This window comes from Cupriavidus sp. SK-4, assembly GCF_000611125.1.
Classification (GTDB): Bacteria; Pseudomonadota; Gammaproteobacteria; order Burkholderiales; family Burkholderiaceae; genus Cupriavidus; species Cupriavidus necator.
In genome coordinates this window covers 1-20,546 of record NZ_JFJW01000172.1, presented here as the reverse complement: position 1 = coordinate 20,546, position 20,546 = coordinate 1, and the positions used below count along the sequence as shown (strand labels likewise).

General features: G+C 64.1%; 16 protein-coding genes. 9 read left to right on the top strand and 7 right to left on the bottom strand.

Translation table 11 applies throughout. The features are described 5' to 3' along the window. Positions 1 to 6 precede the first annotated feature (6 nt). The 3 genes from CF68_RS32505 (at position 7) to CF68_RS32495 (ending at position 5,135) form a co-directional block, all read left to right on the top strand. Positions 7 to 1,641 carry a methyltransferase domain-containing protein gene (locus CF68_RS32505; RefSeq protein WP_161786888.1) on the top strand — a complete coding sequence of 545 codons (1,635 nt, stop codon included), beginning with the start codon at positions 7 to 9 and terminating at the stop codon, positions 1,639 to 1,641. Then, a complete protein-coding gene (locus CF68_RS32500; protein WP_035827180.1) occupies positions 1,638 to 2,663 on the top strand; it encodes a glycosyltransferase family 4 protein in 1,026 nt (341 codons plus the stop codon). Before CF68_RS32505 ends, CF68_RS32500 begins: the two co-directional genes overlap by 4 nt. A 75-nt stretch (positions 2,664 to 2,738) precedes the next feature. Continuing rightward, positions 2,739 to 5,135: a glycosyltransferase gene (locus tag CF68_RS32495; RefSeq protein ID WP_235205964.1), complete on the top strand. Its 2,397-nt coding sequence runs from the start codon at positions 2,739 to 2,741 to the stop codon at positions 5,133 to 5,135. Here the strand turns inward: CF68_RS32495 and CF68_RS32490 are convergent. Then, positions 5,099 to 5,818: a Crp/Fnr family transcriptional regulator gene (locus tag CF68_RS32490; protein WP_035827177.1), complete on the bottom strand. Its 720-nt coding sequence runs from the start codon at positions 5,816 to 5,818 to the stop codon at positions 5,099 to 5,101. The two genes, CF68_RS32495 and CF68_RS32490, sit on opposite strands and share 37 nt — an antisense overlap. A 244-nt stretch (positions 5,819 to 6,062) precedes the next feature. On the opposite strand from CF68_RS32490, the gene CF68_RS32485 reads away from it, so the two are divergent. The 6 genes from CF68_RS32485 (at position 6,063) to CF68_RS32465 (ending at position 15,587) form a co-directional block, all read left to right on the top strand. After that, positions 6,063 to 7,397, top strand: coding sequence for a FecR domain-containing protein (locus CF68_RS32485; RefSeq protein ID WP_051591794.1), 1,335 nt, complete (start codon positions 6,063 to 6,065; stop codon positions 7,395 to 7,397). 47 nt (positions 7,398 to 7,444) lie between these two features. Next, positions 7,445 to 9,304 carry a CHASE2 domain-containing protein gene (locus CF68_RS32480; RefSeq protein WP_235205968.1) on the top strand — a complete coding sequence of 620 codons (1,860 nt, stop codon included), beginning with the start codon at positions 7,445 to 7,447 and terminating at the stop codon, positions 9,302 to 9,304. Continuing rightward, positions 9,297 to 10,646, top strand: coding sequence for a hypothetical protein (locus tag CF68_RS32475; protein WP_152548590.1), 1,350 nt, complete (start codon positions 9,297 to 9,299; stop codon positions 10,644 to 10,646). Before CF68_RS32480 ends, CF68_RS32475 begins: the two co-directional genes overlap by 8 nt. A gap of 646 nt (positions 10,647 to 11,292) precedes the next feature. Next, positions 11,293 to 11,628 (top strand): hypothetical protein, encoded by a 336-nt coding sequence (locus tag CF68_RS32470; RefSeq protein WP_035827174.1) that lies wholly within the window; start codon positions 11,293 to 11,295, stop codon positions 11,626 to 11,628. A 157-nt stretch (positions 11,629 to 11,785) separates the two neighbouring features. Further along, on the top strand, positions 11,786 to 11,992 hold the full coding sequence (locus CF68_RS37335; protein ID WP_152548589.1) for a hypothetical protein: 207 nt from the start codon (positions 11,786 to 11,788) through the stop codon (positions 11,990 to 11,992). A gap of 412 nt (positions 11,993 to 12,404) precedes the next feature. Next, positions 12,405 to 15,587: a calcium-binding protein gene (locus CF68_RS32465; protein ID WP_035827173.1), complete on the top strand. Its 3,183-nt coding sequence runs from the start codon at positions 12,405 to 12,407 to the stop codon at positions 15,585 to 15,587. 1,152 nt (positions 15,588 to 16,739) lie between these two features. Here CF68_RS32465 and CF68_RS37830 read toward each other — a convergent pair. From CF68_RS37830 to CF68_RS32435, 6 genes are all read right to left on the bottom strand, one after another. Then, entirely contained in the window at positions 16,740 to 16,928 is a 189-nt protein-coding gene (locus CF68_RS37830; RefSeq protein ID WP_035827172.1) for a hypothetical protein, read from the bottom strand. Between the two features lie 461 nt (positions 16,929 to 17,389). Beyond that, positions 17,390 to 17,878: a GFA family protein gene (locus CF68_RS32455; RefSeq protein ID WP_035827170.1), complete on the bottom strand. Its 489-nt coding sequence runs from the start codon at positions 17,876 to 17,878 to the stop codon at positions 17,390 to 17,392. A gap of 84 nt (positions 17,879 to 17,962) precedes the next feature. Then, positions 17,963 to 18,625 (bottom strand): DNA oxidative demethylase AlkB, encoded by a 663-nt coding sequence (alkB, locus tag CF68_RS32450; RefSeq protein ID WP_035827168.1) that lies wholly within the window; start codon positions 18,623 to 18,625, stop codon positions 17,963 to 17,965. Positions 18,626 to 18,655: 30 nt separating this feature from the next. Further along, a complete protein-coding gene (locus CF68_RS32445; protein WP_035827167.1) occupies positions 18,656 to 19,072 on the bottom strand; it encodes a type II toxin-antitoxin system HicB family antitoxin in 417 nt (138 codons plus the stop codon). A 50-nt stretch (positions 19,073 to 19,122) separates the two neighbouring features. Further along, positions 19,123 to 19,299 (bottom strand): type II toxin-antitoxin system HicA family toxin, encoded by a 177-nt coding sequence (locus tag CF68_RS32440; protein WP_035827165.1) that lies wholly within the window; start codon positions 19,297 to 19,299, stop codon positions 19,123 to 19,125. Between the two features lie 197 nt (positions 19,300 to 19,496). After that, positions 19,497 to 20,546: flagellar hook-length control protein FliK (locus CF68_RS32435; RefSeq protein WP_035827164.1), on the bottom strand; the 1,050-nt coding region annotated here is incomplete at its 5' end.

The window sequence follows — 20,546 nt, the reverse complement described above, 5'->3', positions numbered from 1 at the left end:
CCCGGGATGCCAAAAACGCAGACAATGCCGGCCGACCGTCAGTTGCCGCAGGAGCCGCTGGCACCACCGGTTTCGGGCATGCCGGCCCAGGCCGCCGCAGGCCTTGAGCCGCTACCGATGGCCGAGATGGAGGGCTCGCCTGAGGCTCGCGAGGAGGCGCGCATGGGGCTGGAGGCCGTCGTGGCACGGGTGCGAGCCGAGGCCGCCGCGGCGGAGGGCAAGGCGCTCACGCTGGATCCGGTCTGCGCCGACTATCTGAGCCTGCCCGAGCCCGTACTGCCGGAGCTTGCCTATGCCGATGCGGACGGTGCATTGCACCTGGCTTTCCTTCTGTCGATTCCCCGCGCTGAGTTCGTCTCGCAGGCCTACCGGCTGCTGCTCGGGCGCGACGCTGACGAGATCGGGGCGGCGCACTATGCCGGGGTACTCGGGCTGACCGGCAGCCGGCTGTGGGTGGCCGCGCAGCTACGCTGCTCGGCCGAAGGGCGTCGTCGCGGAACCCGCATTGTCGGTGGCCGCGGGCTGTTGGCGCGGTACTTGGCTGCACGCGTGGCCGCACGCCTCGGGCTGGGTGCCCTGGCACTCCGCGCGTTCGGCCGCTTCGAGCACCGGGTGTCCAGGCGTGAAGCGGCTGTCGTTTGGCTGGCCGGAGCGTTGCAGCGGCAACGTGACGGCATGCTGCGTGCCCAGCGTGGCTGGCGCAAGCCGATCGAAGCCATTGCTGGCAGCGTTCTGAACGCGCTGCGCGAGCAGCGCGAAGAGTGCGAGCGCATCAGCGTGCTTGAGGACAAGCTGGAGAAGTTGTCCGCCGAGTTGACGCACGATCGTCTGTCGCGCATGGGCGGACGCCGCACCGCTGTACCGGCGGCGGGACCGGCCACACAGAGCAGCGGGCAGGCGGCGCACGCGCCTAGCGAGGTGGCGTCTGGCGAGGACCTGGCCGCCCAGATTGAGGCCTACTACATGGCTTTCGAGAATGCCAACCGCGGATCGCGCGAGGAGATCCGCGACAAACTGGCCGCATATGATGGGTGGATCGCGGCGCTGCACGAGGCGGCGCCGGGACCGGTGCTCGATATCGGCTGTGGACGCGGCGAATGGCTGGAACTGCTGGCCGAACGCGGCATCGCCGCGCGTGGGGTGGACCTGAATAGCGCGATGGTCGCATTCTGCCTGGACCGTGGACTCGATGTCGACGCATGCGACGGGGTGCAGGCGCTCTCCCGCATGCCACCCGGCGCGCTGGGTGCCGTGACGGCATTCCACGTTGTCGAGCACCTGGAGTTCGAAGTGCTGTATGCCATGATCGCCAATGCTGGGCGTGCACTAGCACCTGGCGGGTCCATTCTTATCGAAACGCCGAATCCCGAGAATCTGCTCGTCGGCAGCCATACCTTCTACCACGACTTCTCCCATCGCAACCCGGTCACGCCGACTTCGCTCGCCTTCCTGCTGGAGTTCCACGGCTTCGAGGCGCTGGAAATGGTGCGGCTCAACCCCTATCCGGCCTCGGCCAAGGTGCCGGGCGACGATCCGCTGACCGAACGTGTCAACGGCCACCTGTGCGGTCCCCAAGACTACGCGTTGATCGCGCGTAAGCCGCTGACGCCGCGCAAGACTGACGACGAAGCCTTGACGTGAAGATCCTGCTGACTGCGAACCTGGTGCCGTTCGTGCGCGGCGGTGCCGAGTACCACATCGCCAATCTAACGACGGCGCTGCGTGAAGGCGGCCACTCGGTAGAGGTATTGCGCTTGCCGTTCCGCTTCGGACCGGAGGATGAAGTGGAGCACGCGATGGAACGCGCAGCCTCCCTGGACATGTATCGGCCCAATGGGGTGGAGATCGACAGGATGATCAGCCTGCAATTCCCTGGCTGGGGCATCTCACACCCCGATCACCACGTGTGGCTGATGCACCAGCACCGAGCCGTCTACGACCTCTTTACCGAAGCGGAGGCGACCCCGCGGCTCCGGCAGCTGCGCGAGCGCATCGTCGCCTTCGACAACGCGCATCTGGCCCAAGCCCGGCGGCGCTTTGCCAACTCGGGGCGCGTGGCACAGCGCCTACAGCAGTACAACCAGCTCGCCGCCCAGCCGCTCTATCATCCCCCACCTCTGCTCGGGCACTTCCGCTGCGAAGCGGCGTTGCCGTTCGTCTTCATGCCGAGCCGGCTGGAGACACTTAAGCGCCAGGAGCTATTGATCGATGCTGCCGCGCGGCTGCGCACCGAGCTGTTCATCGTGCTGGCCGGGGCTGGCGGACAAATGGAACCGCTGCGCCGGCGGATCGACGCGTTAGGTATGGGCCACCGTGTGATGCTGCTGGGCGAAATCAGTGACCAGGAAAAGCTGCACTTCTATGCGCGTTCGCTGGCAGTGTGCTTTGCGGCCCAAGACGAGGACTACGGCTATGTGCCGCTGGAGGCGATGCTTTCGGCCAAGCCCGTGCTGGTCTGCAGCGACGCCGGCGGCCCACTCGAGTTTGTGCGCCATGGCGAGAACGGCTGGGTCGTGCCGCCGCATCCCGAAGCGCTGGCCCACGCGCTCGAAGGCATTGCTGCGCGTCCTAGGCAGGCCGCTGAAATGGGCGTGGCCGGGCGGGAGATGCTGCTGGCGCGTGGCATCAACTGGCAGCACGTTGTCGAGACGCTGACGGCCTGAGGCGCGGTCAGGCGCAAATACACCACATCACGGTAGAACAGAAGCATGAGAGTAGCGATAGTGGCGCCGAGCCCGGTGCCTTTCATCATTGGCGGCGCTGAGAACCTCTGGTGGGGCATGCTGCGCGAACTGAACCGGCGTTCGGGCGTGGTGGCCGAACTGATCAAGCTGCCAAGCCCGGAACGTAACCTTATCGAGCTGATCGGCAGTTACCGCACCTTTGCCCGCCTGGACCTGCGCCATTTCGACCTCGTCATCAGTACCAAGTACCCCGCCTGGATGGTCCGGCATCCGAACCACATGGTTTACCTGCAACACAAGCTGCGCGGGCTGTACGACACCTGTCCGCCGCATGCGGCGCGACCGCCGGATGCCGCGCAGGTGGCGCAGCTCCGGCTGCCGTCGGCGCTTGAAGCTGCGCTGCTGGAAGGCCATGGGGGCGAAGGGCTCGACGCGGCGGAGGTGGCCGATATCCTGCTTGCCGCGCTGTCGCGGCCCGATACGCCGCAGGAGTTGCTGCGTTTCCCCGGTACGTTCGCACGCGCTGTCGTACACCTGCTCGACCGCATCGGCATGCAGCCCGGGCACATTCGGCGCTACGCCGCCATCTCGCGTACGGTGCGAGATCGCGCTGCGCATTTTCCCGACAGCTGCGCTGTGGAGGTGTTCTATCACCCGACCGGCCTGGAAGGACTGATGCCCGCCACGCCGCCAGACGGCGCCGGGATCTTCACCGCCAGCCGGCTTGTTCCCGCCAAGCGGATCGACCTGCTGATCGACGCCTACGTGCGTAGCGGTGTGACGCTGCCGCTGCGCATCGCCGGCACCGGACCTGAAGAGGGAGCGTTGCGCACACGCGCCGAGGGGCATGATGGCATTCGCTTCCTCGGCCGGTTGACCGATGCTGAACTGGCAAAAGAGTATGCCAAGGCCGCATTCGTACCGTTCGTGCCGTACCAGGAAGACTACGGACTGATCACGCTGGAGGCAATGCTGTGTGGCAGGCCTGTCCTGACTGTGAGTGACAGCGGCGGGCCGACCGAGTTGATTGAACATGGTGTCAATGGTGTGATTGCAGAGCCGAGCGCGGCATCGCTTGGCATGGCCATTGCTGGGCTGGCGACTGACACGCCCGGGATCAAACGGATGAGCGCGCACGCGCTGGAGCGGGCCTCGGCGATCGACTGGCAGGCGTTTGGCGACTGGTTGTTGTCGCCTGCCAGGCCGGATGGTCCACAGCATGTGGCGCCGCTTGTTGCACCCCATGTGGCGCGGCCTGCCAGGCCGCGTATCGTGGTCGTCAATTCGTTTCCCGTTGAACCCGTGGTGAGCGGAGGCAAGCTGCGATTGTTCGGCCTCTACCGCCATTTGGCCCACGCGTTCGACGTGCGCTTTGTCAACCTGGCCGACGCAGGGGTGCCGCGCCATGCCAGGCCATTAGCGCCAGGGCTCGTGGAAGAGGTGGTGCCGGTCTCGCCGCGCCTGCGGGAGCACGGACAGGAACTAGAGCAGAAGCTTGGTGTGTCCGCTGGCGATCTGGCCGCGGCGATGTACCCGGACAGCGTGCCGCAGTGGCTGGAGGCAGTTCGCGAACAACTGCGCGCGGCCGAGCTTGCCATCTGCGCGCATCCTTACGGCTTTCCGGGACTACAGGCGGCCGGCGAGCGGCGGCCCCACCTCTACGAGGCTCACAACGTCGAGTATGACCTGAAGGCGGGTATGTACGGCCAGCACGCCTGGGCCGCACAGCTGGTGCGGCATTTCGAACGGCAGTGCGCGGAGCAGGCACGGGGCGTGACCGCGTGCAGCGAACTGGATGCGGCACGGCTGGGCGAGCTGTATGAGCTCGCCGAAACGCCGTTGACCGTGATTCCCAACGGTATAGAGATCGCCGAAACGCCCTTTGTGCCGCTGGCCGAGCGCAGGGTCCGCGCGCGCCGCTTCGGCAAGGAACGACCGCTTGGCCTCTTCATGGGCAGTGCCCATGGGCCCAATCTCGATGCTGCCTTGCTGGTGCTGGCAGCGGCGGCTCGCAGTCCGGCGCTTGATTTCGCGATCATGGGATCGGTCTGCAGCATGCTCGACACACACGCGCTGCCCGGCAACGTTGCCCTTCTCGGCGTAGTCGGTGCCGCGGAAAAGACGCTATGGCTCAGTCTGGCGGACTATGGACTGAATCCCGTGCGCGCCGGATCGGGCACGAACCTGAAGCTGGCCGAGTACATGGCAAGCGGCTTGCTGGTGCTCAGCACAGAGTTTGGCGCGCGCGGCAGCGGCCTGCGGGCGTGGGAGGAGTTCGTGCCGATCGAGGCCGATGACCTGATGGGCGCATTGCGCGCCGCGCGCGAGCTTGGTACCAGCAGCCATGGCGCGCTGGTCGCGTCCGCCCGCGCCAAGGTGGTGGCGACGGGGGACTGGCGCACGATCGGCGCGCGCTACGCGGCCTTTGCTTCCGGCTTCTTGCGGACCTGAATCTCGGCTTCGCCTTTGGCGAGTTTCTCAAGAATGACCGGCTCGCGCACGATGAGCCGGCGCAGGTCCTTCTGGACGATGCCGGTGCTGACCAGCGCGTGGATCGCGCGCGAGACGGTTTCGCGGCTAACGTTGGCCATGATCGCGATACCTTGCTGGTTAGGCAGGTTCTCGATTGTGACGAGGCTACCGGTCGGGTTGCGCGCGGCACTCATCAGGATCGCATAGACGCGCGAGTAGGCACGCGTCATGCCAAGCATCGACCGGTAGCTTGAGGCCTGGCGTATTGTGTTGCACAGCTTTTGAAGCAGTGTCTCGATCACGCTCGGATGGTTGTAGAACAGCCACTTGGCCTTGTGCCTGGGCAGGAAGCCAACCAGCGAGTCGACGCTCGCAACGATGGACGCAGAGCGGGGGAGGCCATCAATGATAGACAGCTCGCCGAAGTAGTCCCCCGGCTCGACGAAATCGAGCCCGACCTCGCGTCCATCCTCAGTCAGTGCGATGACTTGGAGCCTGCCGCTGAGCAGCATCATTAGCGAATCACCGGCCGCACCATGGTGGACGACGAACTCGCGCTTGCGAAACCGTTGCATGCGTACTTCGGCTTGCAGTTCGAGCAGCGTCGCGTCATCCAGGCCGGCGAGGATACGCTGTCGCCGCAGCAGCTCAAGCGGCTTCATTGCTGAAATTCTAGACATGGACGTTTACTTAGCTTTCACCCCGCGTTCAAGCTAACACGTCCTCGTTGAGAAGATTTGTGACAATTGTCACAAAGCGCAGCGCGTCTGTGGGCCATTATCCGTTGTCGGCTTGGCACAGATTTGTGCGTCACCAAGAGGATCGGGACAGGTCCGGACTGCGCGGCCATATCTGATGGCCGCACTGAAGTATGCGGGGGTAGCAATGAGAGCGATGATCCGGGGAATGCTGATTGGCGTCTTGTCGATCTGCGGTGTGGGGTTCGGGTGGGCGCAGGCGCCGGCCGTATTGGGCAAGGTTTCGGTGGTGGCTGGCAGCGCCTGGGTCGAGTCGCAAGGGCAGCGCCAGCCCCTGGCGGCGGGCGTATCCGTGCATGAGGGCGCAACCCTTCTGACGGGGGGCGACGGCTACGTCTACGTCAATACGGTGGACCGCGGTTTCATCAGCCTTCGACCGAACTCGAGCCTCACCATCGAGGCATATGCCTATGACAGCGCTGCGCCTGCGAGTACCCAGATCAAGCTGCGCCTGAACCGGGGCGTGGTGCGGACCATCTCCGGCGAAGGCGCGCAGGCGGCACGCGAGCGCTTCCGCATGAATACCCCGGTGGCGGCGATCGGCATCCGGGGCACCGATTTCTCGGTGTTCACCGACGACCAGACCACGCGCGCCAGCGTTCGCACCGGCGGCATCGTGATGTCGCCGTTCCTCGGAGGCTGCATGCCGGCCGGCGAGGGCCCGTGCGACAACGGCATGGGCCTGTCTGGCCAGGCGGGCGGCATCTTGCAGCTGCGCCATGGTGACACGCAGCCGACGCTGCTCAGCCCACAGTTCCAGCACCTGTCTCCGGAGTCAGTAACGCCTCCGGGCAAGGATGAAGGCAGCGCCGCGGCCTCCCAAACGGGGGTATCGTCGATCAGCGTGCCGGTGGTTGTCACCGCCAACGAAATCGCCTTTGGCGGCAGCTTAAGGTCGCCGCCAGAGCTGCGTCCCGCCCCGCTACCCGTGCCCGAACCGTCGGTGGTGCATCCGCCACAGCCCGCGCCCGAGCCCGAGCCGCAGAAAGTCTTCTGGGGGCGCTACCAACCGCTCGCCAAGCTGCCGGCCGACACCAGCCTCGATGCGCTGCGCGCAGGCGTGTACAGCATTGTTGCCATGGGCGGGTTCGGTCCGTTCGCCATGGTGCGGGATGCGCGCGAGGCAATGACAATGCCAGGCACGGGGGTGTTCCGCTTCCGACTACAGGGTGCCGAGGCTTATGTGATGAGCGACGGTAAGACGACAGCCGCGACGGTCAGCGATCCTTCCCTGATGGTCGACTTCGGCAAGCGGCGCTTTGAAACTCAACTCACTGTCAGCACCGACCAGCTCAGGCACCAGGTGCATGCGCAGGGATCGGTCGCGGCAGACGGCATGATGCGAAGCGATCAGGCCGCGGGCAATGCCATCGTGCGCGGTGCCCTGGCGGGCAAGGACGCGTCGCAGGCCGGCTACGTCTTCAGCAGCGAGATTGGCGCATCGAGGCAGACCGCAGTCGGGGCGACGAATTGGGGGCGCTAGGCGCGGCCTCGCCGCGCGTCTGGCTACGTTCAGGACTGTTTGTTTTGGTGCTGGGTGTTTGCGGGTTGCTGGGCAGCGGTGCGTGGTCGCCGCGCTGGTTCCACCGCTTCGAGGACCTGGTTGCCGACCTGCGGTGGCGGCTCGGCCCGTCAACGGGCACGTCAGAGCAGGTCGCGGTCGTGGAGATCGATGAGGCGAGTCTCGACACGCTCGGTCCGTGGCCGTGGCCACGGCAGGTCATGGCGGGCCTGGCGCGTGAATTGTTCGAACGGCATGGGGCGCGTGCCGTTGCGCTCGACATTGTGTTCCCGGAACCGACGGATGCTAGTGCCGACGCTGCCTTAGTTGATGTCGCCCGGCGGCATCGACTCGTGTTCTCGCAAGCCTTCTATCTGTCGCCCGACGCTCCGGCCCGCGCCGGTCATCCGGGCGGCGCGCTACCGTCGTCCGCCACCGCAACGCTGCCTGAGGTGCCGGCTGCAACAGGACATCTCGGCAACTTCTTCACGACCGCGCCCGATGACTGCGTGGGTCATATCACACCGCAGGTCGACCCTGACGGCGTGGTGAGGCGCATGGCACCGGTGATCGCCTACCAGGGGCAACGCTATCCGATGCTGGCGGCGGCCATACTGCTGTGCGCCAGGAAAAACCTCGCCCCGGCTCTGAGTTGGACGGAGCTTGCGCCGCTGCTCGCGACAGGCAGGGATGCCGACGTTTTCCTACCGGTGCCGTGGCGCCACGCCGGCGAGGGATTTCCGGTGTTCAGTGCTGCGGACGTGCTGGCGCAGCGCGTGCCTGCGGGTGCGCTGGCGGGACATTATGTGCTGATCGGTGCATCCGCGCTGGGTTTGTCCGACCATGTCGTCAGCCCACACGATCCTCGCGTGCCAGGCGTGATGGCGCATGCGGAGATGCTCGACTGGCTGCTGGCCGAGGCCGCTGCGCCTTCGCCACGACTGGTGCTCCCCTGGCTCGGCTGGGCCTGGACGGTAGCGAGCGTGCTGTGGCTGGCCTGGTTGTCGCGCGGCGGAAACCTGCTGATTGTCTACGGCGCAATGACCGGGCTGGCGGCTCTGTGGATACTGGTGCTGCTGATGCTACCGGCCGGCGGTGCAGGTCGAGCGGCGATGCTTCCCGGCGTTGCTGGTCTCATGCTACTGCTATTGCAGGCGCCGATGGAGTGGGCGTTGGCGCGCATGCAGGCACGCCAGTTCGAGCGCCGCTTCCGCCGCTATCTGCCGCCAGCGGTGATGGACGTACTGCTGCGCGAGCGCGGTTACGAGGCCATGCTGCCGATGCGACGGACCCTCACTGTGCTGTTCGCGGACATGGAGGGCTACACCGCGCTCGCCGAAACGATGGCGCCGGAGCGGCTGGTGAAAGTCACGGAGATCGTGCTGGGCGAATTGACCGCGAGGATTCACGCGGCTGGCGGCACGGTAGACAAATACATGGGGGATGCGGTGATGGCATTCTGGAATGCCCCGCTGGACCACCCAGATCACGCGGATATGGGCCTCGACTGCGCCTGCGCGATACTGGCCGGCATGCCGGCGCTCAACCTGCGGCTTCAGGAGGCATGCCCGGGGCTTGCGCCGGTGCGCATCTGCATCGGACTGCACAGCGGCGACGCGGTGGTCGGGGAAATCGGCTCTGTGCTGCGCAAGAGCTATACGGCCATCGGTGACACGGTCAATATCGCATCACGTTTGCAGGACCTATGCAAATCTGTCTCGGCTGACCTGCTTGTGGGGTGGGGGACCAAGGCCCACGCCCGCCGTCATGCATTGTTGCCGGTCGGCCACGCGAGGTTACGTGGGCGCAGCCGCTCCGAAGCGATTTACGCAGTCCGCGGCCGCCCTCGGCCGCAGCCCTTCGACCTGGCGGAGTTGGCTGTTGATTGATGCGAGTGCGAGGGGCCGGCGATTCGGCCCCTTTGTCCTGTCGCTGTGGATCGCCACGGCGCCCGCGCAACCGGCGATGCCCCCCCGACCCGCCATGCCGGACATGCGGGGGCCGTACCAGGCCGGCGCACCGACAGCCGGCGTTGCCGGCCGACCGGTGGCTGAATCCGATGCGAATGACACCTACGAGGCGTTCTATCAGCGCGTCCATCGTGCGATGCGCGAGGGCGATTTCGATTCGGCGCGGCATATGCTCGCGGAAGTCGAGCCGCTGCAGCTGCCGCACGAGGGCGCCCAACTGGATATTGCCATTGCCATGTGCGAAGTCGGCGAGCGAGAGCAAGCCTTTACGCTATTCTCGCGGCTGCAGGCCGGCAACGATGTGCCGCCGGCAATCCGGATGCTCATCGATTCCTATGTCAAGACAGGATGCAGGCGCCCGGACAGGCCAATACGCTCGCAACTATCCGTCCTGACCGGCTACACGAGCAATGTCAACTACGGTCCCGGCGGCCCCTTGGTACCGTTGGCAGCGGGTGCCCCGGTGCCGTACCTGCTACTGATGCCGTCCCAGCTGGCGAACCCTGATCGCTTTGTCGGCATGGATGGTAGCGTGTCGTGGGGCACCGCCGGCCCGGAGGGGCTGAACTTGACAGTTGGCGCGTCGATCCGACAGTACGCCCAGCGCCACGACTATAACCAGGCCGGCGTCAGCCTCGCGGCGTACTACGGCCGTGAGACGAAGTTCGGCATGGTGGAGTCGCAGGCAGCACTCGGCTATACGTGGCTGGGAGCGCGTCCTTACCAGTACGGCGGCAACGTGCAACTGGGCTACTGGCTGCCTGGGCGCGAGTTTGCCGGGGTGCCATATCGAATTGGGTTTGACACCAGCATGGCGCTGGCCAGCTATCCGGACGGGCATGCTTTTGACGCACGCCGCCACGAAGTGCGCCTGCGGGGCCGAGCCCACATCATGCCGAACCTGGAGTTTTTTGGTGCTCTCGGCGTTATCCGGGATACGGCCCTGAATGATCGGGCGGGCGGTGACCGCGACGGATACGGCATCGTGGCCAATGTGTCATGGCTGCCCCATCCCCGCCACCTCGTGGTAGTGCTTGCGCAACACCAGACACTACGCGATCGTGAACCATACTTCCGGGCATTCTTCGGCGACACCCAACGGCGCCAGGTGCTCAGGCAGCTCGCGCTGCGCTACACGTATCGGCATGCGCCCGGCCTCTCGTTTTATGTCCAGGGGCTGTACCAGCAGTCGGAGGACTCCATTGCAATGTTCCGCTATCAGGCCGGCAGCGTCAGCACTGGAGTGCTGATGGACTTCTGAACAGTGCACCGGATTTCACAATTTGTGCCGACGGACACACTCGGATGTGCATCGGGGAAAGTAAAATCGGCTGCTGCGCCCGAAACAGACTTCTCTCATGGATTGGGAAAAACTGAGTAATGGCGGCCTTGGTGAGTTCCATCGCTATCCGAGGGCTCCCCGCCGAAACCGCACGTTGCGCATTCTCGTGGTGTTGGTGCTTGCCGCAGGGTTGGCCACGGCATACTGGGTGTGGTAAGTCGAGCCCTGGGGACTGGCGCAAACTGACGCGTTTCGCCTTTCTGACCGAAGGGGCGTATACGAGCCAAACCGCTTCGGCAAGCGCGCAAAGCGAATATCTTGACATACGCGAATGCGGGAAAATGTAAGCGCTTGCCGCGACCACAATAGCTCACGCCAACAGGTCGCGCGACGCTTCGGATTGTATTCCGCAAATGTGACATGCATCACCGCATCCAACAACGCCCGCATGTATTTTATGAGCTGCTGACTGCGGCCCGGTCAGCATTCCTGACACGCCGAGCATCCCCGTGACTCGGCGTACTTTTTTCAGGCGGCCAGGTTTCCGTCCCATGCCAAACGTCTGTCGTGCAGCAGGCAGGATTATCGGAAAGCGCGCCGCCATCCCCGAACCGTTCGCTCTGCCATGAACCTATTCGAAGCATTTGCCACAATCGAAAGATTGGAAGCGAGGGATCGATTGCTGATTGGCCTGCTCGGCGGCGTTGAAGTCCTGTGGGCCGCTGGCCATGTCGATCAGTTAGACGGGCTCGATGGCATTGAGAGCACCTCGGAGTGTGGCGCCGCCTTGGCCGACGCGATTGCAGAATACAAGGATGGGGCGATCGAATGCTTGGCGATTGTTGCAGGCGATATCGACGGGCGACCTATCATGCTTTTCCTAGGTGCGAAGTCGCCACAGGAAGTAGATAGCCGCGTCGCGGAGGCGCACCGCGAACTTATCCGTCGCTATGCGCACTGATCTTCCCCTTTCCTTCGGCACCGGCCCGACGTTGGACGTCTAGCAGAAACTCACTGGCTTGCATTGGCTGGAAGTACCCCCAAGCCTCATCGTCCTCCGAGGATTCTGCACAGCTTCCCCAAAGAACAGCGTTGTCACGAGCGACCGCCGCATCCTGGTGACCAGCATCACCCCTAATGCAGCCATCGCCGGCTTTGCTTCGACTCCCACCCTGCTTGGAAGCCCACCAGGTAATGCCCAGTACATGGAACGCGAAGGCGAGCGCTCCGCGGTCATCCCAGCCGAAGCGTGGGATTTCATTAAGGAGTGCAGCGAACGGCTTCTTCCCGAATCCGCATGTGGCGGAGATCTCGCGGACTACTGATTAGAGAGCTCGCCGAAAGGGCCACTATCAGCAAGAGCTATCTGCTGCGCGGCTTCCGGCTTGTGAAATCACACAGTACTCACCTGTACCTGCGGAAAGCAGCCCGTTTGTGCGGCGAGTACTTCAGCAGCCTGCCAGAGATCCTTCGCTGCCGCACCGGCAGCGTTGCCTGTCGACAACGGCCGCTGCCGCAGCGGCTAGTCGCGCGTTTTGTGCCCGCCATCACCGAAGTCGACGCGTTGTTTCCCGATACTCCACCCCGACACGTCATTTGCGTGTCGCGGACTGCACCGCGAATAGCACGTGCTAGTGAAGGCCGCAACGAAGCGAGATCTGGAGTTCAATCTGCCATCTATTTGCAGAGGCCAGGTCGAAATCCAGATCCCTTGTCTTTACCTCCTAGGAGAACCTCATGGCAGCATCTGCCTACTACGATCAGGTACAGAAGGTCTACATCGCCTACTACGGTCGCCCTGCCGATCCGACTGGTCTCGAATTCTGGGCCACCAAGCTGGACGGCGTGAACGGCAACCTGAACGCCATCATCGATGCTTTCGGCAATTCTGCCGAGTCGAACGCTCTGTACGGCAACCAGACCGTCGAGACCAAGATCAACGCGATCTTCCAACAGATGTTTGGCCGTGACGCCGAACCCTCTGCCCTCGCCTTCTACTCTGGCCTGCTGGCTGCAACGCCGCCGAAGGCGACTCTGGCCAGCCTTGCGCTGGACATCGTCAACGGTGCGCAAGGTACCGACAAGGTAGCGTTCGAAGCCAAGCTGGCTGCTGCCGAAGGCTTCACCGCAGCCCTGAACACAACGGCTGAGATCTTGAAGTACAGCGGCGACTGGGCCGCCCAGCAGGCCCGTGACTGGCTGAAGCCGGTGGACCAGCAGGGCGAAGGTTCCAACCCGCAAGCCGTGATCGACAAGATCGTCGCCGGCCCGGCACCGGAGCCGGTCAGCAAGGTGCTGACCACGGCCATCGACACCATCGTCATCGGTGCCGCCGACACGGTGACTGGTGGCACCGAGACCCTGACCCAAGGCGACTCGATCACTGGCCCCGGCAAGGTGGTCCTGAGCCTGGCAGCGAAACAAGACCTGTACTCCGGCACCACCATCACCGGTGCCAGCAAGGTCACCATTCAGCCGACCGGCGACGTGGCTGTCACGACCAAGAACTGGACCGACCTGCAGCAAGTCGTGGTCGAGAAGGTTAAGGGCGACGTGAGCCTGGAAGACCTGCAAGGCGCCGCCACCCAATATGACCTCGTCGACGCGATCAACGGCGAAGACAAGATCACGCTGAACTTCGACGGCCAGCAGATCAAGGGCAAAGAAGCCAACGTGTCGGTCAAGGAAGTCAACGCGACGGTTGAAGTGAACACCGATGCAGGCTTTGACGTCGAGACCATCAACCTGACCATCAACGATGACAAGGCTGGATTCGAGTCGAACCTGACGGACCTGATCGGCGACGGTACCAAGACGCTGAACATCAAGGGCGGCCAAGCCGGCCTGAACTTTGGCATCGTGGGCGCCCTGGATTCGACGCTGACGACCATCGACGCTTCCGGTGCGCTGGCCAACCTGAGCCTGAACATTTCGGAATCCGACCAGCAGGTCGACGTCAAGCTGGGCTCTGGCAACGACGTGCTGAACGTCGGCGACTCGCTGCGCACGGGTGACGTGATCGACGGCGGCGCCGGTGCTGACAAGATCGTCGCCGTGTTCGATGCGAACGCGACCGTGGCTGAAGCCAACCGTGCACCGACGATCAATCGCGTCGAGACCCTGGATGCTACGTTCTTGAACGCTGTTCACCTGGACGGCACCAACATCAACGACCTGGCGACCATCAACCTGAAGGCGTCGGCCGGCCGCGCGGACTTCAACAACTTCGACAGCACGCTGAAGACCCTGAACATCCAGGGCAACCTGGCGCAGGGCGTCGAAGTCGACTACGACGGCCAAGGTCTGACCACGCTGGACATCAACATCGAAGGCAAGACCACTTCGATTGGCAACGCCGGTAACCCGGCTGGCATCCGCGTGATCAACGCCGACAAGGTGGCCCTGGCTCACAACGGCACCGAGAGCGTCGTGATCGCTCGTGGCCTGCAGGTGGATGATTCGTTCTCGGGTCGCTACACCACCGATCTGTCGATCACCAACAACTCGGTCGGCGATCTGACGATCGACGGTAACAACTTCACGGATAGCGTCATCCTGGACGGCGACACCGTGCAGCGCCTGACGATCAAGTCGAGCAACGTCGGCGATATCACCCTGGGCAATTCGGCCATCAGCCTGATGGACGAGGCGTCGAATCTGCAGAACCTGGTGATCGAGTCGGCTACCGACAGCGACATCGTAGTCGGCCAGGTTGGCGACTGGCGTGCTGCTGGCGATCTGGAAACCGTGAAGATCAGCGCCGGCATCAGCTCGGAAGTGACTTCGTGGGGCATCGATGCTGCCGGCGCCGACAAGCGCGCGACGATCACCAGCATCGACATCGCGGCGGCAGCCTCGGGGCATGTGCACCTGAATGGTGTCGGTTTCGAGAACGGCGGCGAATGGCTTGAGGCGGCATCGGTCAACCTGCTGAAGGTCGACGTGGCTGCCGGTGCTTCGCTCAATGGCAACGCCCTCGTTAGCGAAGTCGTCGTCGGTGCAGGTGTCGACGGCTCGAACCTGTTCGTGAACGCCTCTGAACTGGCCCGTCTTGACCTTGATGAGCAAGCTGGCGCCGACAGCAAGCTCATTCTGTCGGGCAAGGGCGAGGTGACTGGCTTCGCGTTCGCCGACAACAACTTCGCCACGATCGACGCATCCGCCCTGAAGGGCAGCGGCGTGACCATCGTGATGGAGAACCCGTCGAGTGCTAGCAGCTTCACGTTCATCGGCTCCGACGCGGCTGACACGGTCTATGCCTCCAACGCAGCGGACGTGCTGAACGGTGGCGCTGGCAACGACACGATCTATGGTAACGACGGCGATGACAGCATCAGCGGCGGGGCGGGCATTGACAGTCTGTTCGGCGGCGAAGGCAAGGACGAGATCGACGGTGGTGACGGTAGCGACTTCATTTCCGGCGGTCACGGATCTGACGTGTTGACCGGCGGAGCAGGTGCAGATACGTTCTACTTCAACTTCACCAACAACGCGGCTGAAGCTGGCAAGTCGACCGACCCGGATCTGAAGCAGGACTACATCACCGACTACACCTTCGGCACGGACAGGATCCAGATCGATGTGGCAGACCCGATTCCGTTCAATGTCATCGGCTTCGACATCGCGATCACGAACGGTTCCGCCCAAGGCGTTATCAGCAGCAGCCCGTTGACCCTGGTGAATGGCGTTGAAGTTGTCGCGCGCATTGGCAACTACAACGCAGATGGCACGTTCAACTACACCGACAGTGGCAAGGACGTCCAACTGCTGTTCAACAACAACGGCGACGGCTTCTCGGTGCTCGACGCGACGACCAATAACGGTCTGAACGCTTTCAACCAGGCCGAGCATGAAGTGGCACTGCTGGGTGCTGCCGATAAGCTCGGCAGCATCGGCCAGGCCGACTTCGCTTGGGTTTAAGCTGTTGTAGTTCCATGTAGTTCCATGTAGTTGGCTGTAAAAGGGGCTGGCACAAGCCAGCCCCTTCTCCTTGACGGCAGAAAATTCCACTCAATGCGGGATCTCATTCCTTGCCGCCCCTCATTGAAGCAAGCCCACAACCATGTCGCCCTCTTCGCAGCGAAACTACGCAACTGAGCCAGCGCACCAGCCACAAGCAATCAGCCAGACGCCGCCAATTCCTGTTGTACTCATCCTCCGGCAAGAGGACGGCTGGTACGTCAAACTCGTCACTGCGGACCATGACGTTGTGCTAACCGAGTCCTTCATGACGAAGCTGGACGCTGTAGAGGCAGCGAGGCAGGTATTCCCCCGCTTCCCGATTGCCGAACAACCCGAAAGCGATCGATAGCCAGCACTTTTCAGAAGAGACCCGCAGGATCCTTATTTCTATTCCAGCTATAGGCGATCAACTTACTGCTGGCGATGTTCCTTTCCACCTCCAACGGTGTAGTCGATCCCCAAGGACCCCACCTCGAAGCGACTGAAGATCCCATAGACGGTGCTAACTTCGCTCGGCCTGCCGTTCAGAGCATGCCGCTTGCGCGCTGACTCCTTAACTGCGGTTCATATGAACGTAGCTGGTGTGTGAACGTCCACCGCGGCATTTTCGGCAAGTAGAAGTTCGCTTCGCTCCCGTCTTGTAGTTCAAGCAATAGGGCGAGTCTCCCTTCCATCTCGACCGCTCCGACTTTCACGACGCTTGGAGTATGTGCGTCGTCCCAGTCTTCTGGCTCGAGGATTGGATAGTGACCACCGAATACCAAGCCTTCGCTAATAGGAATATTATCGAGCATCCAGATGGCGGCCCCCCTGGGTATGCGAACCGCACGTGCGGAGATACCAAGATCAAACCTCGCTACCAGGAACGAACCATCCCTTGCACATCCAAGATTGCAGCCGTATACGGCGTCAGGCCTGGTTTGCGAACTCGTTCCGTCGGTCATACGTGGCTCCTTGAGTGGTGAGTTTGCGCAGGCATGTCTACGCTGGATACAGTCCTACCAGAAGCGGACAAAAACGAACGTGCCGGCTATCACACTCCGCGTGGAAAGCTCCTACGACACCGGACATGGAATGGAATGTCGCTAGTACAACATCCCGTAAACAGGTTTAATAATTATCGGGCTGCAAGTACGGCTGCAGGAGCGTGACGAGCCCGTAGGCTTGCGTGACCATCTGCTCGTGGGCGAGCAGGCTGCGCAGTTGCCGCAGCAGTTCGGCAGCGTGATGTTTGGCGGGTAAGGCTGGCATGCGCTCGCGCAGGTGCGCGGTGCTGGTGTGGCTCGCATGGCGCAGCACCCGGCGTGGTCAGACTGGGGCCGTCCCGTAGCCCCAGGAACAGTCGGGACGATAGCTGCTTAGGGTGGTCCCCACATTGGTCATGTAGTCCACTATCGGTCGACCCAAAAAAGCGCCGAGCCGCGGGGAAGGGCTCGGCGTGTCGCTAATTGCCAACGAGGTCACTGTCAGCGATTGGAATGGTACGGGCTGTCATCGTTTGATGTGGTGACCTTTGTCACAACCTAATCGGAAGTGGGGCGGCGCACCTGAAGCACGTTGTCGCTCGTATGGCGTAGGCCAGTTGTTTATCTCAACAACTGCTTCGATGCCAGCCCGACGCGCAATGACGTCCTCACCGGCGACACTGGTGCGCTCCGCACGAGGCAATGCGCGCGGCGGGCAAACCGTTGCATTCGCCGCGAGGCAAAGAAGGACTAAGATCGGCCGATGAAAACGTTCATATCGCGAACGTCAGCCGTTCAGCGCGACGACAGGCCGTGCCGCTTGTGCCAGTCGGCCAGCGATTCCTCCGGCCAGGTGTCGCAGTGCACATGGCCTTTGCCCTTGGGCACGTCGACCCAGGGCGCGACCGATTCCAGCGAGGCCTCCACCACCTCCGGCGGGCGCGGCAGCGGCGTGTCGATGGCCGATGCATGCGGATACACCAGCTCCGGCCAGCGCGGGTCCCAAAGCCACAGCGCGCTGCCGCATTGCACGCAGAAATGCCGCTGTGCCGGCGAGCGCCGCGCGCGCTTGCCGGGCTCGCGCAGTACGGCGTGATAGACGCCCAGGTGCTTGCGCCCGCGCACGCGCAGCGTGGCCGCGTCGCCACCGATGTTGATCGCGTAGCCGCCACCGCCGGCCGTCTTGCGGCAGATCGAGCAATGGCAATGCATGTACGGACTGGGCGAATCGGATTCGAGCGAGAAGTGGACCGCGCCGCAATGGCAGGAGCCGTCGAGATGCATGGTGTGGGCCTTTGCACGGTGGCGTTCAGGACAGTCCATTGACTGTAGAAAACCCCCGGCAAAGTGCCAAGGCGGCGGTGATGGCTAAAGCGCCTTGCGGAACGTCAGGTTGATGCGCAGCCGCCCCAGCAGCGGATGGTCGCCGTCGGCCAGCGGCGCCACGCCGTGGAAGGCCAGCCGCGACGGTCCGCCCCATACCACCACGTCGCCATGCGCCAGCCGCACCCGCTGCGGACGGTCCGCGCGGCGCATGCCGCCGAACAGGAACACCGCGGGCAGCCCCAGCGAGACCGAGACGATGGGCGCGCTGAAATCGCGCTCGTCGCGGTCCTGGTGCAGCGAGAGCCGGGTGCCCGGCTCATAGCGATTGATGAGACAGGCATCCGGCTCGAAACCGGCAAAGCTCGCTTGCGCCGCGGCGGTGGTGGCCAGGTGCCGGAAACTCGCCGGCATCTCCGGCCACGGCTTTCCGTTCAGCGGATCGATGGGGTCATAGCGATAGCCGCGCGCATCGGAGACCCAGCCGACCGTGCCGCAGTTGACCATCGCCACCGACATTCTCAGCCCGCCGGGGGTGATCATGTGCCGCCAGGGCGCAAGCGCGCTGATGGCCTGGACGTCGGCCAGCAGCGCTTCGGCATCCGCACGGGCCAGGCCGCGCAGGACTACGGCGCCGTCGGCGAGGGGCTCGATGGCGGGGCTGGCGGGGCCGCTCGGTGGCAGGTCGTCGAACAGGTCGAAAGTCATGGGTGGAGGATTGCGGACGCCCTGGCGCGGTCAGGCAACCGTCAGTTCCAGCCGCTTCCCCAGCGCCCGGAATGCGGCCTCGATCGTATCGATCTTGGTCGCATGGTCCAGGTTGACGATACGCTGCACCTCTTGCTTGCGCGTATGCAGCCGGCGCGCCAGTTCCGCTTGCGTCACGCCCTGCGCGATCATCTCGTTAAGCAGGAGCACCTTCGCCGACACGCTGGCCGGCAGTTCAACCAGATGCTGGCCGCGTTTTGCCTTCGACGGCAGCGGCACCGGGCGGCCATCTTCGAAATAGAACTCCATGGCCGTGGCGAGCGCATCGGCGGCCATTTCGCGGGCCTGCTCGATGGTGTCGCCGCTGGTCAGGGCTTCGGGGATATCGGGAAACGACACAGCAAAGCCAGCGTCGTCCGGGACGATGTTGGCAGGAAAACGCAGCATATTGGGACTCCTTTGGCGACAAGGGCACGTTGGGGCGTGAGATTGAAGACTCATGACAGGCCGAGTTGCTTGAGAATCGCCTTGCGCAACCCCTCCCGGAACTCGTGGCTGGGATGCCGTGGCAGCCTGGTTTGCCTGCCATTGAGATACACCCTCACATGCTTCGCGCCTTCACTGAAGGTGGCGCCCTGTCCGGCGTGCCATCGCCGGAATTCACTCTGCTTCACCCGAATTTTCCTGCACCTCAGGGAAAATAAGGGTAAGCAAAAATGTTTACTGATTCTAGCAGCAATCCGTTAAATCTGGTTGCAGGATTGTGAGCGAAGTACATGAATCGCCCCGCCGCTGACATGACAAAGGCCGCCCCGTCGGGCGGCCTTGCTTTCTTCCGTGGCGCAATGACCACGCGCTACACAGCGCGAACTCAGGCAAACGTATCGATCTCGCCACGCCCGAGCACGCGCGCGGGACGCGCCGTCGTACTGGCCACTGCCGCCGGCTCAACAGCCGCGAGCGTGCCGGCACCAAAACCGGTTTGCCCGCGCCCATTCCCAGGTGCCTGCTGTTGCTGCCCGTTCCCATTGCCCGCCTGGCTGGCAAAGCCGTCTGCGCCCACCGAAGTCTGTCCAAGCTGGATGCCGCTTTCCGACAGTGCGGTGCGCAGGTGCGGCAGCGCCGCTTCCACCGCGGCGCGCACGGCCTGGTGGGGTGAGACGAACTGGGCCTGGGCCTGGTCGTTGACCACGTTGAGCACGACCTTGAGCGGTCCGAGATCGGGCGGGTTCAGCTGCAGTTCGGCGCTTTGCTGGCCTTGCGTGCTCATGCGGATCATCTGCTGGCCGAGGGCCTGCGGCCACTGGCTGTCGTACAGCTGCGGGGCGATCACAGGACGGGCGGCCGCAGCGGCTGCAGTAGCCGACGGGGCGGCCTGGCCGGCCAGCGCGGCGGCCACGGCTTGTGTGTTGTCGGGGCTGGCCGCAGCAGCCTCGCCGGTGCGGGCGGTAGCCTGTGCGACGGCGAACGGCGTTGCCACGGGCCTGGCATCGGCCGTGCCGGGGCTGGCGGCGAGCGGATCGGCGCGGTGCTGGGCGATGCCGCTGTCCGGGCGATTGCCCGATCCGCCGGCAGACTGGCCGCTGGCGTCCTGCTGCTGGACGGCCAGCACGCCGCCCGGGATGGCCTGGGTCGTGCCGGCCTTGCCGTCGGTGCCTGCGCCGGTGTTGGCCTGCATCGCGGCGCGCTGGGATGCGATGGTGGCCAGCGTGTCGGCTACCGAAGGCTGTGCGGGCCGGGCTTCGGTGGTGACGACCTGCAGCGTGTCCGGCAGCGGCGTGGCGGCCGCCGGCGTGGCATCGGCCTGGGCATCTGCCGTGGCCGGCTGCGCGGCATTTGCCAGCGCCGCCTGCAGTGCGGCGGCGCCGCCGGTGTCGGCAACGCCGGCGAGCGCGGAAGCCGCCGCGCCGGCCGGCGCGGC

What these genes read in the sequence shown, in the direction of transcription:
- CF68_RS32505 (WP_161786888.1), top strand. Translation starts at nt 7, where the DNA reads ATGCCAAAAACGCAGACAATGCCGGCCGACCGTCAGTTGCCGCAGGAG.
- CF68_RS32490 (WP_035827177.1), bottom strand. Translation starts at nt 5,818, where the DNA reads ATGAAGCCGCTTGAGCTGCTGCGGCGACAGCGTATCCTCGCCGGCCTG.
- CF68_RS32485 (WP_051591794.1), top strand. Translation starts at nt 6,063, where the DNA reads ATGCTGATTGGCGTCTTGTCGATCTGCGGTGTGGGGTTCGGGTGGGCG.
- CF68_RS32470 (WP_035827174.1), top strand. Translation starts at nt 11,293, where the DNA reads ATGAACCTATTCGAAGCATTTGCCACAATCGAAAGATTGGAAGCGAGG.
- CF68_RS32465 (WP_035827173.1), top strand. Translation starts at nt 12,405, where the DNA reads ATGGCAGCATCTGCCTACTACGATCAGGTACAGAAGGTCTACATCGCC.
- CF68_RS32455 (WP_035827170.1), bottom strand. Translation starts at nt 17,878, where the DNA reads ATGCATCTCGACGGCTCCTGCCATTGCGGCGCGGTCCACTTCTCGCTC.
- alkB (WP_035827168.1), bottom strand. Translation starts at nt 18,625, where the DNA reads ATGACTTTCGACCTGTTCGACGACCTGCCACCGAGCGGCCCCGCCAGC.
- CF68_RS32445 (WP_035827167.1), bottom strand. Translation starts at nt 19,072, where the DNA reads ATGCTGCGTTTTCCTGCCAACATCGTCCCGGACGACGCTGGCTTTGCT.